This is a genomic window from Vibrio sp. JZG120 (genome assembly GCF_053890955.1).
Map to the genome: position 1 here is coordinate 277,510 of NZ_JBSRRK010000001.1, position 17,396 is coordinate 294,905.

Sequence of the window (17,396 nt, forward strand, 5' to 3'; positions counted from 1 at the left end):
GCCAAGCTTGGTGTGTCCATTTATGCTGTTAAATATGTCCATTTATGCTATTTGAGCGAAAGTTTACTCCGTGAGCCATCAACAAGTTTCCAGAATCAATGACGTGTTGTTTTACATTCATCAGGATATTAGCAGAGAGTTATCGGCTAAAGAGCTAGCAGATGTAGCAGCCTATTCTGAACAACACTTCCATCGTATTTTTAAAGACGTGGTAGGGGAGTCTGTCCATCAATATATCCGCCGCACAAGAATGGAATACGCCGCCAATCAACTGATGTTTGATACCAGCTCGTCGGTGTTAGACATTGCTAACAAGTGCGGCTTTAGCTCGGTATCTTCTTTTAGCCGAGCGTTTAAAGCAACGTTCGCTATGTCTCCTGGTGCATGGCGAAAGCATGATTTACAAGTCGCAGAAAAGCCGTATCTAAAAGATCCGGAAGTGGCTGCGGGTTATCATCGGGTTGCGAAACGCGAGTTGCCAGAACCTAAAATTATGGAGGTCCCACAACGCTTTGCGGCGTATGTTCGACATGAGGGCTATAACCGTTCCATTCGCAATGCGTGGCTGATTTTGAAAGCGTGGGCAAGTTCTGAGAATCGGGACTTTTCGGTTCAATATGGTTTGCATCACTCCAACCCTGCTTGGGTCGAACTCGACAAGTGTCGTTATGTGGCTTGTATGGCAATTGATACGCCGCTCAAAGTGCGCGGCGTCGTGAATCAAATGACGATTCCGGGTGGTTTGCATGCCGTCTTTCGCTTAACGGGCGTATATGGTGAGCTTCTTCCTCAACTCAGTATGGTACTAGAGAAGTGGTTGCCTAACTCTGGCTTTAAACAGCGTTCTACACCCGCTTATGTCCATTATCATAAAAATCACTTTCTCAGCCATGATGAGGCGTTTGAGCTGGATTTCTATCTACCCATTAGCTTCTTCTAAGGATGAAAACGAACGTATTATCTTGTGAGTCGATTTGTGGTGAGCAAAGAGCTGACCAAGAACGCCATGAAGAAAAGGCAGAGCTTGTGCTGACTCTGCCATTTCTAGGGGATCTTAAAAGTTTGCGTCTGTATTAGTACCAACGGATACGTTAAGTCCGCTAGTTGATTGATAAATGCTGAAAGTTTCGCCAGCGACAATACCTTCTTCAGAATCGTCATTTGCCGTACAGGTATAACCGACCGAGTAAGTACCAGGTTCTACAAAACCGAATTCGTACTCGTAATTTGCATCATCAACATCTTGAACCACGTTCGCTGCTGCGATTGGCATTGCTTGGCCTTCTGCGCCGGCAAATGGCCCCATGTTTTCTTCAGCGATATTTCCTTGATATAAGTAGACCGCGTGCGCATATCCGTTTGCACTTGGGGTATCCGTTTCGCAGCTTTGATAGGTCAATGTTGCGACATCACCCTGAATCTCTCCCGTTGTAACCGTGTTAATTAAAGTGACGGAGGTGCGTTGAATGCTGTAGCCTTCGTTTTGGCCTGTTCCGTCTTTTAAGCCGCGGCGCAGATCAAATTCAACTACGAACTCATTATTGTCAGGGTTGACTGCAAAGGTGTTGTTAAAGAACAGTACTCTAGAGTCAGGATCCTTTCCGACACCTTGTGGGCAAGCACCATCACCTTTGACGGTCAGTGGGATTTGATTTCCTGTCGCTTCGTCAATCACATACGATGGGTAGTTTGGATGATCGCCATCATTAGCAAACACGCAGAGTTTATAATTACCAGTTGGTATCAGTTCATCATCCACCAATTCCTGCGCGTCACTGCCTTGGAAATTGAGTAAGTTAACACTTAGTGGGAGTGGATCTTCACCTTCGGGAAGGGGGTTACCATCTTCGTCGACCAAATTGCCTTCTTCGTCTGTTTTATACACATCGAATACTTGTGGTGTGCCACCATCCAGAGGAAGAAATGCAACTTTGTTATATGTGATCACCACTTCTGATACGTCATCAATAGGGGCATCTGATACGGACAAAGTAACAGGAGTCATTGTACTGACAGAGTCACTGTCTGAATTACAGCCAATAAGTGCAACGGCTATTGATGCACTGATTAGGCCAGTTTTCATGCTGTTCATTAGATGTACCTTTTTATGAGAAGTGTATTAAATGTAGCCGATTATTGACAAAGTACAGAATAACAACGAGCGGAGTTACCGGGTCGAAAACAGCCACGAACCATCATTAAGACGTTCAGTAAAAGTGTGCTCAAATCGACGATATTGTGCTCAATGAAGTGCTATGGTTAAAAATGTGTCGCTCAAAAAATGAGCGGAGATATACATCAATAACTCTAGCCAAGAGGTCTCTATGTTAGGTGAAAATCACTCATTAACTCATGAATTCCCAGAGCATTTGGATACCATTACTCAGCTTGCCGAAAACGATGCATCATTTGCTGAAACCGTTAAAAACTACAATGCTTTAGATAAGGAAATCCGCGTACTAGAACTGCAAGGAAGCCCGATTGATGATCACGAAATGAACGTGTTAAAACATAATCGAGCTGAGCTCAAAGATTGGCTCCACTCGAGAATTATGGGTTCTTAGCGACGCAATGATCATCGGCTCGTAATCTACGAGCCGATTTTAGTTTCAAGGGACGATGCCAAGTATTCCAACATTAGGATTGCTGAGCAGGAGCTTGGAGTGGCAGGTGGCCTGTTTTTACCCAAATGACCGTTTCTTGCTCTACAAAAGGAAAGTGCTCACTCATATGTGGACTGCGTATCCAAGAGTAGGGAGGATAGGTTCCTAGCTCGTCTTTAAATTCCCCCGATAACACAAAAATTTCTTCACCACCAAAGTGACGGTGTGGTTGAAACTTCTCGCCTTTCGGCCATTTAACCAATGCGACATGTTCATGCTCAAAATCATGCAATGGCATGACTTTCAGCCCACCGGTGCCAGGTAACCAATTCGCTTCGTTCGTGTTGATGCGAACTGTTTCAAGATCATCAGAATTGAATTGATTTAGTTTAACTAAAATCACACAGCCTTCTTTGCTATAGGGCGCATGTTGACTTCCAGGAGGGTTACGCAAGTAGGTTCCAGCAGGGTAGTCACCATCTTCGTCAGAGAACACTCCTTCGAGCACTAATATTTCTTCTCCGTGAGGATGAGGATGAGTCGAAAAGTGCGAGTTTGGCTCATACTTCACTACGCTGGTGGTGTGCCCTGATTCTTTGGCTTCTCTTTCCAAAGGTTTACGCCACACGCCTTTGGAAGGGCTGGCGATCCACTCCTGTTCCCCTGTTTCTATCACGATTCTTTTCGAGAAATCCATATTCAACATACTGAAATTCCATTACTTATCTAATGATTGACTCTCAATAGTATACGTATAAAAAACATCAATTGATTCACTTATTGATAGTCAAAATCAGGGATTGAATACGAGCTAGCAGTCGGAACCAAGTTAAATTTCTGCTTGTGTAATGATAATTGTTATATTATAACATCGCAAAATTAAATGTTATAACATAACAAAAGGAAAAAGTAGTGAATAAGAAATTGGTTTCTCTCGCGATCGGTAGCATTTTTGCGTCCCCTGTTTTTGCCGATACATTATCGAACCCACAGATTGGTGTTGTTGTTGATGGCTACTACCAAGATGGTCAACGTCATAATTCTGAGCGCGAAGAAGGTTTTGGTCTAGGCCATACGGAATTGAACTTATCATCAAATATTGACGACAAGTTTCACGGTGCGTTGACCGCTGTTCTTGAAAGTCATGGCGATGAGACAGAATTAGAGCTTGAAGAAGCATTCATCGAAACTTTGGCATTGCCTTACGGTGTAAACGTGCGCGCAGGCCGATTCCTATCTGACTTCGGTTACCTCAACAATCAACATATGCACACTGACAGTTTCGTTGAACGCCCAATTGCTTACCGTACTTTCCTTGGTTCGCATTACTATGATGACGGTGTACGCGCAAACATCGTTCTGCCAACCGATCTTTACGTGAAGTTTGGTGTAGAAGCATTAAGCGGCAACAAGATGTCTTCTGTTGAAGATGGCTCTAAAGTTGGTGTTTACACGACAACGATGAAGCTTGGTAATGATTTCTCTGAATCTTCAAGTTGGCAGTTTGGTTTAAGTTACCTGCGTAACGAAAATGGCAAAGTTAAAGAATTCGAAGATCACGACCATGGTCATGGTCACGAAGAAGAACATGACCACAGCCACGCTGCGGCTGTAACGGGTGCGAACCTATACGGCGCAGATTTTGTGTGGAAGTGGGCACCAGATGGTAACTACAAGTACAGCAACTTCACGCTATCTGCGGAATACATGTTGTTAGACGGTGTAGTAGACAGCAAATACAAGAACGATGCAGAGTCACCAGACAACTTAAGCGCATACTATGTTTCGGGCGTTTATCGCTTCAACCCAAGTTGGTCTGCAGGCCTACGTTACGGCGAAGCAGAAAGCTATGATGGCCACGCACACGGCGATCATATGCATTTCACTGCACTGAATGATAAAGAGATGGATGCGATGATCGCATGGGATTCTTCTCATTTCGGTACGATCCGTGCGCAATACACTCGCATTGATAACCAAGACAGCGAAACAGACAACGTGTTTACTCTGCAATACGTGATGACATTTGGAGCGCACGGTGCACATGCGTTCTAAACTTGCGATAAGTAAATACAGTTTAGTGATGATGGCGGCGGGATCTGCCATCATCTCTTCGCCTGCTTTGGCTCTCAACATTTTCGTTTGTGAGCCTGAATGGAAAGCTTTTCTTGAAAGTCATGCCCCAAACGCCACCATTTACTCAGCAACCACGGCTAAGCAAGATCCGCATTATGTTCAAGCTCGTCCGTCTTTAATTGCCAAGATGCGCCAAGCTGACATGGCGATGTGCTCTGGCGCTGAGTTGGAGGTAGGTTGGTTGCCGATGCTTCAAAATAGAAGTGGTAATAGTGCTGTTCAAAATGGTGCTCAAAGCATGATTTATGCGACCGATTTCGTGCGTATGTTGGACTCTCATGATCATGTTGACCGCAGCATGGGGGACATTCATGCGCACGGAAATCCACATGTTCAATTTGCAGCAAAAGACATGATTCCGTTATCTCGTAAAGTGACGGAGCGCTTAAAAGCGATTGATCCCGACAACGCGCAAAGTTACCAAGTTAATGGTATGAAGTTTCGCGCGAAGTGGCAAAAAAAGCTCAATGAATGGGAACAAAAAGCTCAACCATTACAGGGGAAACGGGTCGTTGGATATCACTCCACCTACCGATACTTGTTTGATTGGCTAGGTATGGTTCAAGTCGCGGATCTTGAACCGAAACCGGGGATATCGCCAACGACCTCACATCTGCAATCTTTAACTCAATTGGATGCCAAACAGTTTGACGCTATTGTGTTTTCATCTCATCAAGATCAACGTCCGGCGATGTGGTTACAGCAACAAACGGATAAGCCTGTAGCGCAGTTACCTTTGACGGTCTCAAAACAGCAAAGTTTAGATGATCTCTATGATGAGGTGATCACTGATCTGCTCGCCACGTTGGTATCACCCAGTTCAGTGAAATTTTAATTATGGGTGAATACCTTTGGTTGGCGCCAGCCGTTTTGTGCGGATTAATTGCGCTAGTTGGGAATGTTGTGCTTGGGCAGCAAGTCTTACAGCGGCAGATCATTTTTATCGATCTGGCGGTTGCTCAGGTCGCAGCATTGGGAGCAGCGCTAAGTCACTATTGGCTGAACTCTTCTTCTTGGTATGCTGGTTCTCCTTGGCTATCCGAATCATGGCTTGGCAGCATGCTTGGTCCTTGGATGATGTCTTTGGTGCTTTGTGGTGTTATTGCTGCGCTTGAAAAGCGTAACCATCCTCACCTAGAACCGATGATCGGCAGCTTGTTTGTTGTGTCTGCTTCATTGGCAGTATTACTGGTTAGCAAAGACCCACACGGTGCCGATTTTATTCAAGGGATCTTGAATGGTCAGCTACTGTGGTCAACATGGCAAGATGTTTGGCCTTTGGCTGCAATTACGGGGGCAATGTTATTGCTGCTAACGCTGAAACCGGAGTTTATGCATGGTTGCGGTTTTTACCTCATCTTCGCTATTTTGATGCCTATCACCGTCAAACTGACAGGGATTTACTTGGAGTTTGCCTTGCTTGTGATTCCAGCTTTATGTGCCGCAAGCCTTAAAGGTAAACGTTTTTTAATCGCCAGTTTAGGTATCGGAACAATTGGTATTCTGCTGGGGATAGCAGCTTCTGCAAAGTATGATTTACCGAGCGGTGCGACGATTGTTATTACGTTGTTTATCATCGGAGTGATATTTAACCTGCTCCCACCCTTCAAAAGGCACGTCTTGTTAGAGACAAAGCATTAACACGGCATTTACTCAAAGCACCACTGGCATTGTTGGTGCTTTTTTCTTCAAAGGCTTAGGGCTCTCCATCGTATTTCTATCTTGATTCTAGGAATAATACGGGCTGAAACATCATCAAGTTGTCTTGATTCATTCACATCCTACTTCCAGAATATTCCTATAGTTTCATTATCTAAATAAACCCCTTTGCGTATGAGAAGCACAAAACCACATAACGATAAGCGCTTAGGAGCAAGCAAGATTTGTACTCTCAACATTTAAGGAAGATCAAGATGAAAGACGAAAAAGTCGCCGTCGTTACAGGGGCTGCTCGCGGTATAGGGCAGGCCATTTGCAAGCAATTGCTCGAAGATGGATTCCACGTCGTGGGACTAGATATCTCGCCTGTGGAGTGGAGTCAGTCGCCAAACCTTTCAAGTTATCAAGTGAATCTCTGTGAGGCCGCAGCGGTAAGTGAAGTGGTCGACAGCATCGTCGCGAAACATCAACGCATTGATGTTCTGGTCAACAACGCCGGGATAACGAGAGATGCACTGCTGCCAGACATGTTAGAGCAAGACTGGGACAGCGTTATCGACGTGAACCTAAAGGCGGTGTTTTTACTCACCCAGCGCGTTGCACCTGTCATGCTAGAGCAAGGCGCAGGCAGTATTGTCAGTATTTCGTCTATCGTGGGAACGGATGGCAATATTGGTCAAAGTAATTATGGCGCGAGTAAAGGTGGCGTGATAGCGATGAGCAAAGGCTGGGCGAAAGAGTTCGCAAGAAAAGGCGCTCAAATCCGAGTCAACTGTGTTGCTCCAGGTTTTATCGCTACCGACATGACAAAGAGCTTGCCTGAAAAAGTCATTCAAATGATGGAAAGTAAAACGCCTCTGGGACGCATGGGCTCGGCGCAAGACATTGCCAATGGCGTTGCGTTTCTAGCGTCTGATAAAAGTGCGTTTATAACCGGACAAGTGCTCAAGATTGATGGTGGGTTGGTGTTATAGCTCGCTAATCAAAATCTCAAATAACAAACGCCCTTTACTTATGTGAAGGGCGTTTTGTTGGGTAACGCTATTCGGGCTTTTGACACGTTCACTTTATTCGTTTCGCACTGCCGGATTTGTATGATTAAGTATAGAGTTAGAACACGTAATTCATTCTGGCATCGTTCTCTGTTATTAACCTAGCAATTTAGCTAATCAAAAATATTAACTTCGAAATAGAATAACTATTGAGGTATTAAAGTATGATTTTATTGCCCATGATATTGTTTTAAATGATAATGCCACTAAATAATTAACTTTGAATACTCACTATGTACTTAAAAACTGTACTGTTTAGCGCGTCAACTCTTCTTATTTTGGGCTGTAACTCCGAATCAACTAACCCATCTACTGAAGAAAGCGGATGGATAGTTGTAAGCTCTCACTCCGAGCCAAGAAAACATCAGGTAATTTACGAAAAACATAGCAGGAAAGGTCTAAGTCTTGCCACTAACGTTCCGGATCTTGACCTGCCTTTAACTTACCAATTGGCGAACCAAATTATTGAGGTCAAAGAAGAGCTTACATTTGGTGAAAATATTGATGGGAACCGTCTAACTTGGAAAGCTATTGGCAATTCTAAACTTAGAGAAAACCAAGTCCACTACGGAGTTAATAAAGATTACTCAGCTTCTAATGAAGGTATTGCTATCGGCTATGTTAACTTTGAGTCGAGGTTTGAGGCTGAAGGAAAGCTTGGAATCGAAAAGTTATTCATTGCGATGTATGACGATGTCAAGAGTGTCAAATTTTACTCTGGATGGGATAGTTCTAAAATATCTTGTTACCAAAATACGTTTGATGAAGACTTAGCTTGTTACGGTGAAATTTTAATTAACGACGATATAGTTCATGTTTTTGATAAATATCTGCCGTATGAATATGTAAACATGGTTTACGACACCGTTATGTCCAAAGGTCGAGAAGAGATAATTGAGGCAGATTTTCAACATCAAATTAAATACTTACTAGTCGCCAAAGAGAATAACGTTGAGATGCATTAGACTACATTAGCTTGATTACTTTTTGGTAATGAGTGGCTTTTCGAAACCGATGTGACCATGAGCAAGATTATTGGATTTTACAAAACTCATTTATGTTCAAAAAATGAGTTTTGTAGATATTAAAATGCATGGAGCCAATGCTCTCACTGATTCTATGAAGTTTTTTGTGCGCTCTAACCACAAGACAATCTATAAAAGACGTTGAGCCAACGTCTCTGCCACAATGCCACCTGTTAATAAGGCTGAATTTCAATGCCTGTTTCTCATTACCATTCAAATGTGCGCTGGTTAATGATTTTTATGTAAGTAACACAATTGAACGTGATAGAAGTAACAAAATCGCTTCCTTGCGGTAACGTTCCCGAAAGTTTTCTATATTATCGCCCCATTGATACAAGTGGTAGAGACGCTCTGAGTCTGAGCGCTCTGAAATTCAGGCTTTATATGGGCATTTAAAGTCACCATAAGTTTGCAATTTTTCTTGGGAACGTTTGCAAATAACCTAAGTATAAATTTACGTGAGACTATGGAAATGAAACTACACACTTTGACGATGGCAGTAGCGCTTGGGCTGGTTACTGTACCTGCATTCGCAACAACAGATGTTGACGCTCTTGAAAAGCGAATTAATGAATTAGAACAGAGACTTGAACAGACAGAAAAAGTATCCACAGAAGCAAATGAGAAAGCCTCAAGCTTTGAGTTTCATGGCTACGCTCGTTCCGGGCTGCTCATTAATGACGATCTGAATGGTGCAGTGGGTACTGGTCCTTACATGACGGCTGCTGGTGCTATCGGCGCGCCAATTGGACGATTAGGGGTTGAGGATGATCATTATGTGGAAGCAAACCTTATTCACAAACGCTTTGCAGATGATGGTTCCAGCGCATTGTTCCGAATCATGCTGGCAGATAGTACGGAAACGAATAACGAATGGACAGCGAGTGAGAGTCAATTAAACGTTCGTCAGGTATATGCTGAGCTAAACAAGTTGAGCATGTTCTCTGAATCAAGTGCGTTTGCTGACGCAACGTTTTGGGCAGGTAAACGATTTGACCGTGATAACTTTGATATTCACTTCTTTGACTCGGATATCGTTTTCTTATCTGGTACTGGTGCAGGCGTGTATGACGTCCAAATGAACGATTCATGGAAAGCAAACTTCTCGATCTATGGTCGTGATTTTGGTGAGATTGATAGCTCGTCAACTGATGTTGAAAACTATATCGCGACAATGAACAACCGCTTTGGTAATTGGCAATTGATGATGAGCGGCATGACGTCAGCTGATAACAATGATCGCGTAGAAGGAGCAGCGGACAAAGGTTTACATGCGATGTTTGCTTACCATGGCGATAACTTCTTTGGCATGAGTGAAGGCTTCTCTAAAACTGGTATTTTGGTGGGTGATGGACTGGGTGCAGAACTTAAAGGCATTGGTTCAAACGGTGATTTGCTAGAAGACGCAAAAGCCGTACGCTTGTTCAGTTATGGTGTAACACGCATCGGCGACAACTGGCGTGTAGCACCTGCGTTGCTAGCAGAACACAGCCAAGATCGCTTTGCTAAAAATGATGAATTTACTTGGGCATCGTTCAACATCCGCTTAGCGCAAGAGTTTACACAAAACTTTGAGATGGTTTATGAAGGCTCATACCAATACATGGACCTAGACAATGCGATTGATAAAGCAAGTGGCAGTTTTTACAAAGCGACAATTGCACCAACGCTTAAGATGTCTACCGCAGCAGGTTTCTTTGACCGTCCGGAGCTACGTTTTGCTGTTAGCTACGTTGATTGGAGCGAAGACTTGAATGGCTACTCGATTAGCCAGGATGCGGGCGCTGCAACGATGGGTGATGGTGGTGAAGTTCTGTTTGCACTGCAAATGGAAACTTGGTTCTAAAGGGATCTAACCTACAAAGAGTAATAAGAAAAGCGCCAACTGATTTCAGTTGGCGCTTTTTCATTAACAGGACTGACGCTCAATTGTTTTGAAGGTTAGTACCATCTTACTCATTTCAAAACTTCTGTTGGCAATTCTATCTAGTAACAGTTTCGCACCATTTTCCCCTGCTTTATCAAATGCATAGTTAAATGTTGATAAGGTTGGGGTGCACACTGATGCGAGCTCATCATCACCAACTCCTAGCACTAAAACGTCTTTACCCGGTGTTAACCCGAGCTCTTGAATCGCTCTCATCGCACCGATAGCAATACGGTCTGTCGCACAGAACAAGCCATCTAGCTTAGGGTTCTTTGTTAAGTGTTGTTTTGCCAATGAATAGCCAGAATCGATTGTAAAGTCACCACGAGCATGGAAGGCGAGCTCAAAACCATGATGTTGTAACGCTTGAACAAATCCTTCAGAGCGTTGCTTATCTACCGCGATATCGTCACCTTGCACACCAATAAAACCCATGGTTTGGCAACCTTTTGCAACCAGTCTATTTCCCGCTTCAAACCCTACTCGTGCGTCATCATGAATGATGCTTGGAATATTAAACATGGAACCATCTTGACCGACGAGCACAACTGGGACGGCTGAGTTTTGAATTGCTTTTACCAGCTTGGAATCGAGGTGGGTGGCGTAAAGAATGATCCCTTCAACCCGTTTTTGGTTAAAGATCTGAATGTATTCCAGTTCTTTTTCGTGCGCTTGGTGAGTGCTAGCAAGTAAGACATGTTTCCCAGCTTTTTCAAGGACATCGGTTAATCCATCGACACCTTGGGATGTGGCATGAGAGGAAACCCGAGGAACAATGACACCAACCAGATTGGTCTTTTGAGATTTTAGATCTTTAGCGACTTGGTTCGGCACATAGCCACACTCCGCTACTGCTTGGCGGACCTTCTGTTTTGTCGCTTCTTTTACGCCATACTCATTGTTTATAACCCGTGACACTGTTGATTTTGATACGCCAGCCAGACGGGCGACATCATGCAGACTCGCCATTGTTCCTATCCATTCTGTTTTTCGTTTTTGGGATTGTTTGCAAAGAGAAGATGAAAAGCTCTTTGATAAGTAGCGATTCTAACCTCCTATACTGCTCTTAGGGAGAGAATTTGACGATCATTCTCACATTCTCTCTGCTTTATCTTTGATCATTTGGTTTTATTGAGCAAAAATCTGTTTTGCAAACGTTCCCGAAAATTTCGCAAGCTCAGATAATAATCCAATGGGGTATGAAATGAATTATCCGGCAGTAGCAAAAGAGTTGTTAACTCTATTAGGTGGTAAAAGCAACATCACCGCACTTGCGCATTGTGCGACACGCTTACGCCTTGCCGTTGCAGATGAGCAAAAAATAGATGAACAAGCGATTGATAGCCTTGAAGGGGTAAAAGGGCAGTTCAAAGTTGCGGGTCAGTACCAAATCATTTTTGGATCAGGCATCGTAAACCAAGTTTATGCAGAAATGGCGAAGTTGACGGGGATGAGTGAAATGTCCACCAACGACGTTGCGTCTGCTGGCGCAGAGAAACAAAACATCGTTCAGCGCGCGGTGAAAGGGCTGTCTGATATTTTCGTCCCAATCATTCCAGCAATCGTCGCTGGCGGTTTGTTGATGGGTATCTATAACCTATTGACTGCTCAAGGCTTGTTTATTGATGGCAAATCTTTGATTGATGCCAACCCAGGACTGACAGACTTGGCGAACATGATCAACACGTTTGCGAACGCTCCGTTTGTTTACCTGCCTATTCTGCTGGCATTTTCAGCCAGTAAGAAGTTTGGCGGTAACCCATATTTAGGGGCAGCGCTAGGTATGTTGATGGTTCACCCTGACTTGCTGAATGGTTGGGGATTCGGCGGCGCATCTGTGTCTGGCAACATTCCGGTTTGGAATATTCTTGGTTTTGAAATCCAAAAAGTGGGTTACCAAGGTTCAGTGTTACCGGTTTTGGTATCGGCATTCATTCTTGCGAAGGTTGAGCTAGGCTTACGTAAAGTCATACCTTCTGTTTTAGACAACCTTTTAACGCCATTACTGGCGATTTTCATAGCGGGTTTGCTGACGTTTACTGTCGTCGGTCCGTTCACGCGTGATATCGGTTTCCTATTGGGTGATGGTCTGAACTGGCTATACAACACAGCTGGCTTTGTTGGTGGTGCGGTATTTGGTCTTATCTATGCTCCGTTTGTTATTACCGGTATGCATCACAGCTTCATTGCGATTGAAACGCAACTTCTTGCGGATATTGCGACGACAGGCGGCACCTTTATCTTTCCTATTGCGGCGATGTCTAACGTTTCTCAAGGTGCTGCAGCGTTGGCGGTGGGCGTAATGAGTAAAGATAAGAAGATGAAAGGTATTGCGATCCCATCGGGTGTCACGGGTTTGCTGGGTATTACAGAACCAGCCATGTTTGGTGTTAACTTAAAACTACGTTACCCATTTATTGCGGCAGTTTGCGCTGCGGCGTTATCAAGTGCGTTCATCACAATGTTTAATGTGAAAGCTCAGGCATTAGGGGCAGCTGGTCTTCCAGGCATCATTTCCATCACGCCGGATAAGATTGGTTACTACATTGCGGGTATGGTGATCGCGTTCTTGACCGCATTTGTTCTCACCATTGTTCTTGGAATGCGTGACCGCGCTAAAGTCGGTAAAAAAGCAGCGGCTTAATCTGAACTCCTTAAGGGTGGAGTCCCCCAAAATCCACTTCTTTTCCTAAATGTTTGGGGTGCTAGCCAAGCACTAATGGCTTGGCTAGCCTTTTTCAATTTTTACTTGGTAGTGAAGGTGTTCAACACGTTGGACTATCAGGGCTTTAATTTTAAGGTAAGCAAGATGAATCAAGTGTGGGTAACTGGTGATGCTGTTGTCGATCTAATACCGGAATCTGAGACTTCTTTACTCAAATGTCCCGGTGGTGCACCAGCGAATGTCGCCGTAGCAATTGCTCGTCTATCTGGTAAGAGTGCGTTTTTTGGACGTGTGGGTGATGACCCATTTGGTCGCTTCATGCAATCAACGCTCGATCAAGAGGGCGTGAGCACGGAGTTTCTCGTTAAAGACCCTGAGCAAAGAACATCAACAGTGGTGGTGGATTTAGACGAACAAGGTGAACGCAGCTTTACATTTATGGTAAAACCGAGCGCTGATCAGTTTATGTCTGTTGAAGACATCCCAAACTTTAAGCAAGGTGACTGGCTACATGTTTGCTCGATTTCACTGGCAAATGAGCCAAGTCGAAGCAGCACATTTGAGGCGATCAAAAGAGCAAAAGCCGCTGGTGGTTTCATTAGCTTTGACCCTAACTTGCGTGATGAAGTGTGGCAAGATCAATCAGAAATCCAAGCTGTCGTGATGAAGGCTGTAGCGATGGCTGACGTGGTTAAGTTCTCTGAAGAAGAGCTTTTGTTCTTAACTGACTCAACTTCGATAGCACAGGGTTTACAACAAATAGCCGCTTTGAATATTGCTTTGGTCTTGGTGACACAAGGTGCGAAAGGCGTTTGGCGCGTCTTTGAAAGCCAGAGTGAGCTGATCACTGGTCAAGTCGTTAGTCCGATTGATACCACAGGTGCGGGTGATGCTTTTGTCGGAGGGCTACTTGCATGTCTGTCTCGGCATGCCGATTGGAAAAATCATCCTGTTGTTAGCTCTGCGATTCAATGGGCAAATGGCTGTGGTGCATTAGCGACGACGCAAAAAGGCGCAATGACCGCGCTTCCGACCCAGACAGAATTGCTGCGATTTATTGGGCAATGATCTTCAGATCCAATTTCAGTTGAGAAAAATTATGAGCTTAAACAACCGTTGGACTGTAGAGCAAAGATATCGCCGACTTGAGCAAATCCCTCAGTGTGATATCGAAGAAATGACACTTTCACGTCAGCAAGATAAAGGCTTTCCTAGTTTTCATATCGCCCCTAAATTTGGGCTGTTAAATGACCCAAATGGGCTGTGCTATTTCAATGGTGAGCACCACATCTTTTACCAGTGGACGCCTGTGGGACCAGTCCATGGAATGAAGTATTGGTATCACCTTTCTACTAAAGACTTCATCCATTTTACTGATCATGGCGTGGGTCTTCATCCTGACCAAGACTACGATTCACATGGTGTCTATTCGGGCGGCGCTTTGGTGGAAAACAACCAGGTTTTGCTATTTTTTACTGGCAACAAGCGTGACCAAAACTGGAATCGAATCCCAACACAGTGTTTTGCCACCATGGATTCAGACGGCAGCATTGAAAAGCACGGTGTAGTCATTGAGAACGAACATTACACGGAGCACTTTCGTGACCCAAAAGTTTGGAAGAAAGGCGACGACTATTTGATGGTGGTGGGTGCTCAAACCAAAACCGAGCATGGCTCAATGGCGCTCTATCAAAGCAAAGATTTGAAAACGTGGCAGCATAAAGGTCCTATCAAGACCAAGTTTTCTGACCTTGGGTACATGTGGGAGTGTCCTGATTTCTTTGAGATTAATGGTCAGTCGGTGATGTTGTTTTCGCCACAGGGCGTGAGCAGTAGTAATCCTTATGATTTCAAAAACATCTATTCTGTCGCGTATATCGTGGGTGATCAGTTGAACCTAGAGTCGATGACTTTAGAAAACCACCAAGATATTTTACAGCCAGATTATGGGTTTGATTTCTACGCCCCACAAACCTATTTAGATGAGAGTGGGCGTCGCATTCTTATTGCATGGATAGGGTTGCCAGAAATCGACACGCCATCGGTCACACACCAGTGGGCAGGAATGTTGTCTCTTCCTAGAGAACTAACGTTGAAAGATGGTTTTCTTGTTCAAACTCCACTCCCTGAGCTGAAGAGTTTGAGAAAAGAAGAGGTGGTCTTTGCACAATCCCATACACTGGAAAGCACCAATTGTTTGATCCAATTAGACCTTGAGGGCGATGGCTTTGAACTTGAGCTGAGTAACCTCAAAGGTGACAACATCGTCTTTAGTGCGACAGAGCACGAGTTTATGCTGGACCGTCGTTACATGTCTCATTTGTACGCAGAAGAATTTGGTGGCATTCGAAAAGCACCAAGATTGGACGCTAAGCAGACGATTGATATATATATCGACAACTCTGTCATCGAGATTTTTATTAATGGTGGCAAACACACGATGACCAGTCGTTTCTTTATTGATGACCTCAATAAGGTAACGTTGAAAGGGTTGGAGCAAGCAAGGCTTTTCCCTTTGAAAGGCATCACTGGTTTGTTTGAATCAGCTAAGTAACGGTTTCGATTACAAAGATATTAAAACGCCCTTCATTGACTCAGTGAAGGGCGTTTTTCTTTTTAACTATCTAACCTAACTATCTTTCACGTACGTAAGTCTTCTGAACCAAAGTATCTAACACTACTTCGCTCTTAGTGACTGTAAAGTTAAGCGGTTGTTCTAAATCACCAAACAGAGGTGCGCCGCCGAGTTGGGCTTACTCATTATTGTTAGCATCTCGAACCTAACTCACATTAACACAACGTTTTTCCTTATAGCGTGAAAGAAAATCCCATAACCAAAGGTTCTAATTAAGTGAAAGGTCAGGACTTTTATTTGAAGATTCCGGCCTAATATCTTGGGTATGCCCATTTATCGAATGCGGTGGGTTACTTCATCATGCTTGCTGGCGCACTGAGTTTGCCAGTTTGATAATGCATTCAAACACAATAAGGGATAACAATGGCTAACGAATACATTCCACCAAAAGTTTGGACAAACGATAACGAAAACGGTGGCCAGTGGGCGAGCATTAACCGCCCGGACTCAGGCGCTCGTCATGAGCAAGAATTGCCTGTTGGGGAACACCCATTCCAACTTTATTCCATGGGGACTCCAAACGGCCAGAAAGTAACGATCATGTTTGAAGAGCTTCTGGCGGCAGGCGTAAAAGAAGCAGAATATGATGCATACCTGATCAAGATTGGTGACGGCGACCAGTTTGGTTCTGGTTTTGTTGCTGTGAACCCGAACTCGAAAATTCCGGCCCTAGTTGACCGTTCAGGTTCTGAGCCAGTGAACGTGTTTGAATCAGGTAACATCCTATTCTACCTAGCAGAGAAGTTTGGTCACTTTCTACCAAAAGAGGGCGCAAAGCGTGCTGAAGTGATGAACTGGTTGTTCTGGCTGCAAGGTTCTGCGCCATACCTAGGCGGTGGTTTTGGTCACTTCTACGCGTACGCACCAGAGAAGTTCGAGTACCCAATCAACCGTTTTACAATGGAAGCAAAACGTCAGTTAGATGTATTAGACAAGCGCCTCGCAAACAATGAATTCCTAGGTGGCGATGATTACAGTATCGCTGATATCGCAACATGGCCATGGTACGGCAACCTTGTACTGGGTCGTGCTTACGATGCGGCTGAATTCTTAGACGTAGAAAGCTATAAAAACGTTGTGCGTTGGGCGAAAGCGATTGATGAGCGAGAAGCTGTCCAGCGTGGTCGTATTGTGAATCGCTCATGGGGAGAAGAGTGGGAGCAGTTACCTGAACGTCACAGCGCAGAAGATATTGATAAGGTATTGAAGCTTAAACCATAAGCAAACTTGGCTCAGTCACTTCAAGTAAGTTTGTTTTCATCCGAACTCATACTCCAAAACTGATCAAATCCATAGCGCATCTTACTAGATGCGCTACTTTTATTTGAATTGTAACCCCGTTGAAGATTATTCAATCTATAGATGGTTCTTTGCTTCTATTTGTCGTTTTCATACTCAACAAGCCCTCTGCATTTCTATTAACTATTAGCTGATGACATTCTAAAAATTTATACTTTAGATAACCTTAAATTTATAACTTAATTTTATATCTAATATAAATAAACTTAATGATAATTAATCTTTGACATAACCTTTTATTTTGTGTGGAATGTGCGGGTTAATCTATTTAAATCAAAATTTATAGATAAATAAAATTTAAATAATTTACTGAATTCTACATCTAGCTTTGAGCAATGTTTAATTACAACTGCTTATACCATGAAAGAGGATATGTATAATGTCGTCGTTTGATT

General features: G+C 43.8%; 15 protein-coding genes and 1 pseudogene. 12 read left to right on the forward strand and 4 right to left on the reverse strand.

From position 1 onward, the window contains the following. Positions 1-70: 70 nt before the first annotated feature. Entirely contained in the window at positions 71-940 is an 870-nt protein-coding gene (locus ACWPOD_RS01260; RefSeq protein WP_258621235.1) for an AraC family transcriptional regulator, read from the forward strand. Positions 941-1,054: 114 nt separating this feature from the next. On the opposite strand, the gene ACWPOD_RS01265 is transcribed toward ACWPOD_RS01260, so the two are convergent. Further along, on the reverse strand, positions 1,055-2,092 hold the full coding sequence (locus ACWPOD_RS01265; RefSeq protein ID WP_170892140.1) for a DUF4382 domain-containing protein: 1,038 nt from the start codon (positions 2,090-2,092) through the stop codon (positions 1,055-1,057). A gap of 232 nt (positions 2,093-2,324) precedes the next feature. Here ACWPOD_RS01265 and ACWPOD_RS01270 point away from each other — a divergent pair, with 232 nt between their 5' ends. After that, on the forward strand, positions 2,325-2,564 hold the full coding sequence (locus tag ACWPOD_RS01270) for a YdcH family protein (protein ID WP_005392770.1): 240 nt from the start codon (positions 2,325-2,327) through the stop codon (positions 2,562-2,564). 73 nt (positions 2,565-2,637) lie between these two features. Here the strand turns inward: ACWPOD_RS01270 and ACWPOD_RS01275 are convergent, their stop codons facing one another. Continuing rightward, positions 2,638-3,309, reverse strand: a complete 672-nt coding sequence (locus tag ACWPOD_RS01275) for a cupin domain-containing protein (RefSeq protein WP_456231451.1) — start codon at positions 3,307-3,309, stop codon at positions 2,638-2,640. A 206-nt stretch (positions 3,310-3,515) separates the two neighbouring features. Here ACWPOD_RS01275 and ACWPOD_RS01280 point away from each other — a divergent pair, with 206 nt between their 5' ends. The 6 genes from ACWPOD_RS01280 to ACWPOD_RS01305 all read left to right on the forward strand — a co-directional run bounded on the left by ACWPOD_RS01280 (position 3,516) and on the right by ACWPOD_RS01305 (position 10,321). Next, positions 3,516-4,658 (forward strand): hypothetical protein, encoded by a 1,143-nt coding sequence (locus tag ACWPOD_RS01280; protein ID WP_085343244.1) that lies wholly within the window; start codon positions 3,516-3,518, stop codon positions 4,656-4,658. Beyond that, positions 4,648-5,574 carry a metal ABC transporter solute-binding protein, Zn/Mn family gene (locus ACWPOD_RS01285; RefSeq protein ID WP_456231452.1) on the forward strand — a complete coding sequence of 309 codons (927 nt, stop codon included), beginning with the start codon at positions 4,648-4,650 and terminating at the stop codon, positions 5,572-5,574. The genes ACWPOD_RS01280 and ACWPOD_RS01285 overlap by 11 nt, the downstream gene beginning before the upstream one ends. A gap of 2 nt (positions 5,575-5,576) precedes the next feature. Next, the gene (locus ACWPOD_RS01290; RefSeq protein WP_104973465.1) at positions 5,577-6,380 is read left to right on the forward strand and encodes a metal ABC transporter permease; all 804 of its coding nucleotides are present in this window, start codon (positions 5,577-5,579) and stop codon (positions 6,378-6,380) included. Between the two features lie 272 nt (positions 6,381-6,652). Continuing rightward, the gene (locus ACWPOD_RS01295) at positions 6,653-7,372 is read left to right on the forward strand and encodes a beta-ketoacyl-ACP reductase (protein ID WP_456231453.1); all 720 of its coding nucleotides are present in this window, start codon (positions 6,653-6,655) and stop codon (positions 7,370-7,372) included. 311 nt (positions 7,373-7,683) lie between these two features. Further along, positions 7,684-8,415 (forward strand): hypothetical protein, encoded by a 732-nt coding sequence (locus ACWPOD_RS01300; RefSeq protein ID WP_012842374.1) that lies wholly within the window; start codon positions 7,684-7,686, stop codon positions 8,413-8,415. Between the two features lie 532 nt (positions 8,416-8,947). Then, complete coding sequence (locus ACWPOD_RS01305; protein WP_456231660.1) at positions 8,948-10,321, forward strand: carbohydrate porin; 1,374 nt, start codon at positions 8,948-8,950, stop codon at positions 10,319-10,321. Between the two features lie 63 nt (positions 10,322-10,384). Here ACWPOD_RS01305 and ACWPOD_RS01310 read toward each other — a convergent pair whose 3' ends face one another. Next, a complete protein-coding gene (locus ACWPOD_RS01310; RefSeq protein WP_203347615.1) occupies positions 10,385-11,371 on the reverse strand; it encodes a LacI family DNA-binding transcriptional regulator in 987 nt (328 codons plus the stop codon). Between the two features lie 235 nt (positions 11,372-11,606). Here ACWPOD_RS01310 and ACWPOD_RS01315 point away from each other — a divergent pair, with 235 nt between their 5' ends. The 3 genes from ACWPOD_RS01315 (at position 11,607) to ACWPOD_RS01325 (ending at position 15,621) form a co-directional block, all read left to right on the forward strand. Continuing rightward, on the forward strand, positions 11,607-13,046 hold the full coding sequence (locus ACWPOD_RS01315) for a sucrose-specific PTS transporter subunit IIBC (protein ID WP_258494065.1): 1,440 nt from the start codon (positions 11,607-11,609) through the stop codon (positions 13,044-13,046). 165 nt (positions 13,047-13,211) lie between these two features. Beyond that, positions 13,212-14,135 carry an aminoimidazole riboside kinase gene (locus ACWPOD_RS01320; RefSeq protein WP_237284880.1) on the forward strand — a complete coding sequence of 308 codons (924 nt, stop codon included), beginning with the start codon at positions 13,212-13,214 and terminating at the stop codon, positions 14,133-14,135. Between the two features lie 31 nt (positions 14,136-14,166). After that, positions 14,167-15,621, forward strand: coding sequence for a sucrose-6-phosphate hydrolase (locus ACWPOD_RS01325; RefSeq protein ID WP_109168940.1), 1,455 nt, complete (start codon positions 14,167-14,169; stop codon positions 15,619-15,621). A gap of 79 nt (positions 15,622-15,700) precedes the next feature. Here ACWPOD_RS01325 and ACWPOD_RS01330 read toward each other — a convergent pair. Next, positions 15,701-15,811: pseudogene (locus tag ACWPOD_RS01330) on the reverse strand (dihydrofolate reductase family protein); the annotation flags it as partial. 254 nt (positions 15,812-16,065) lie between these two features. Between ACWPOD_RS01330 and yghU the strand changes: the two are divergent. Then, the gene (gene yghU, locus ACWPOD_RS01335) at positions 16,066-16,923 is read left to right on the forward strand and encodes a glutathione-dependent disulfide-bond oxidoreductase (RefSeq protein WP_053807951.1); all 858 of its coding nucleotides are present in this window, start codon (positions 16,066-16,068) and stop codon (positions 16,921-16,923) included. The last annotated feature ends 473 nt before the right edge of the window (positions 16,924-17,396 follow it).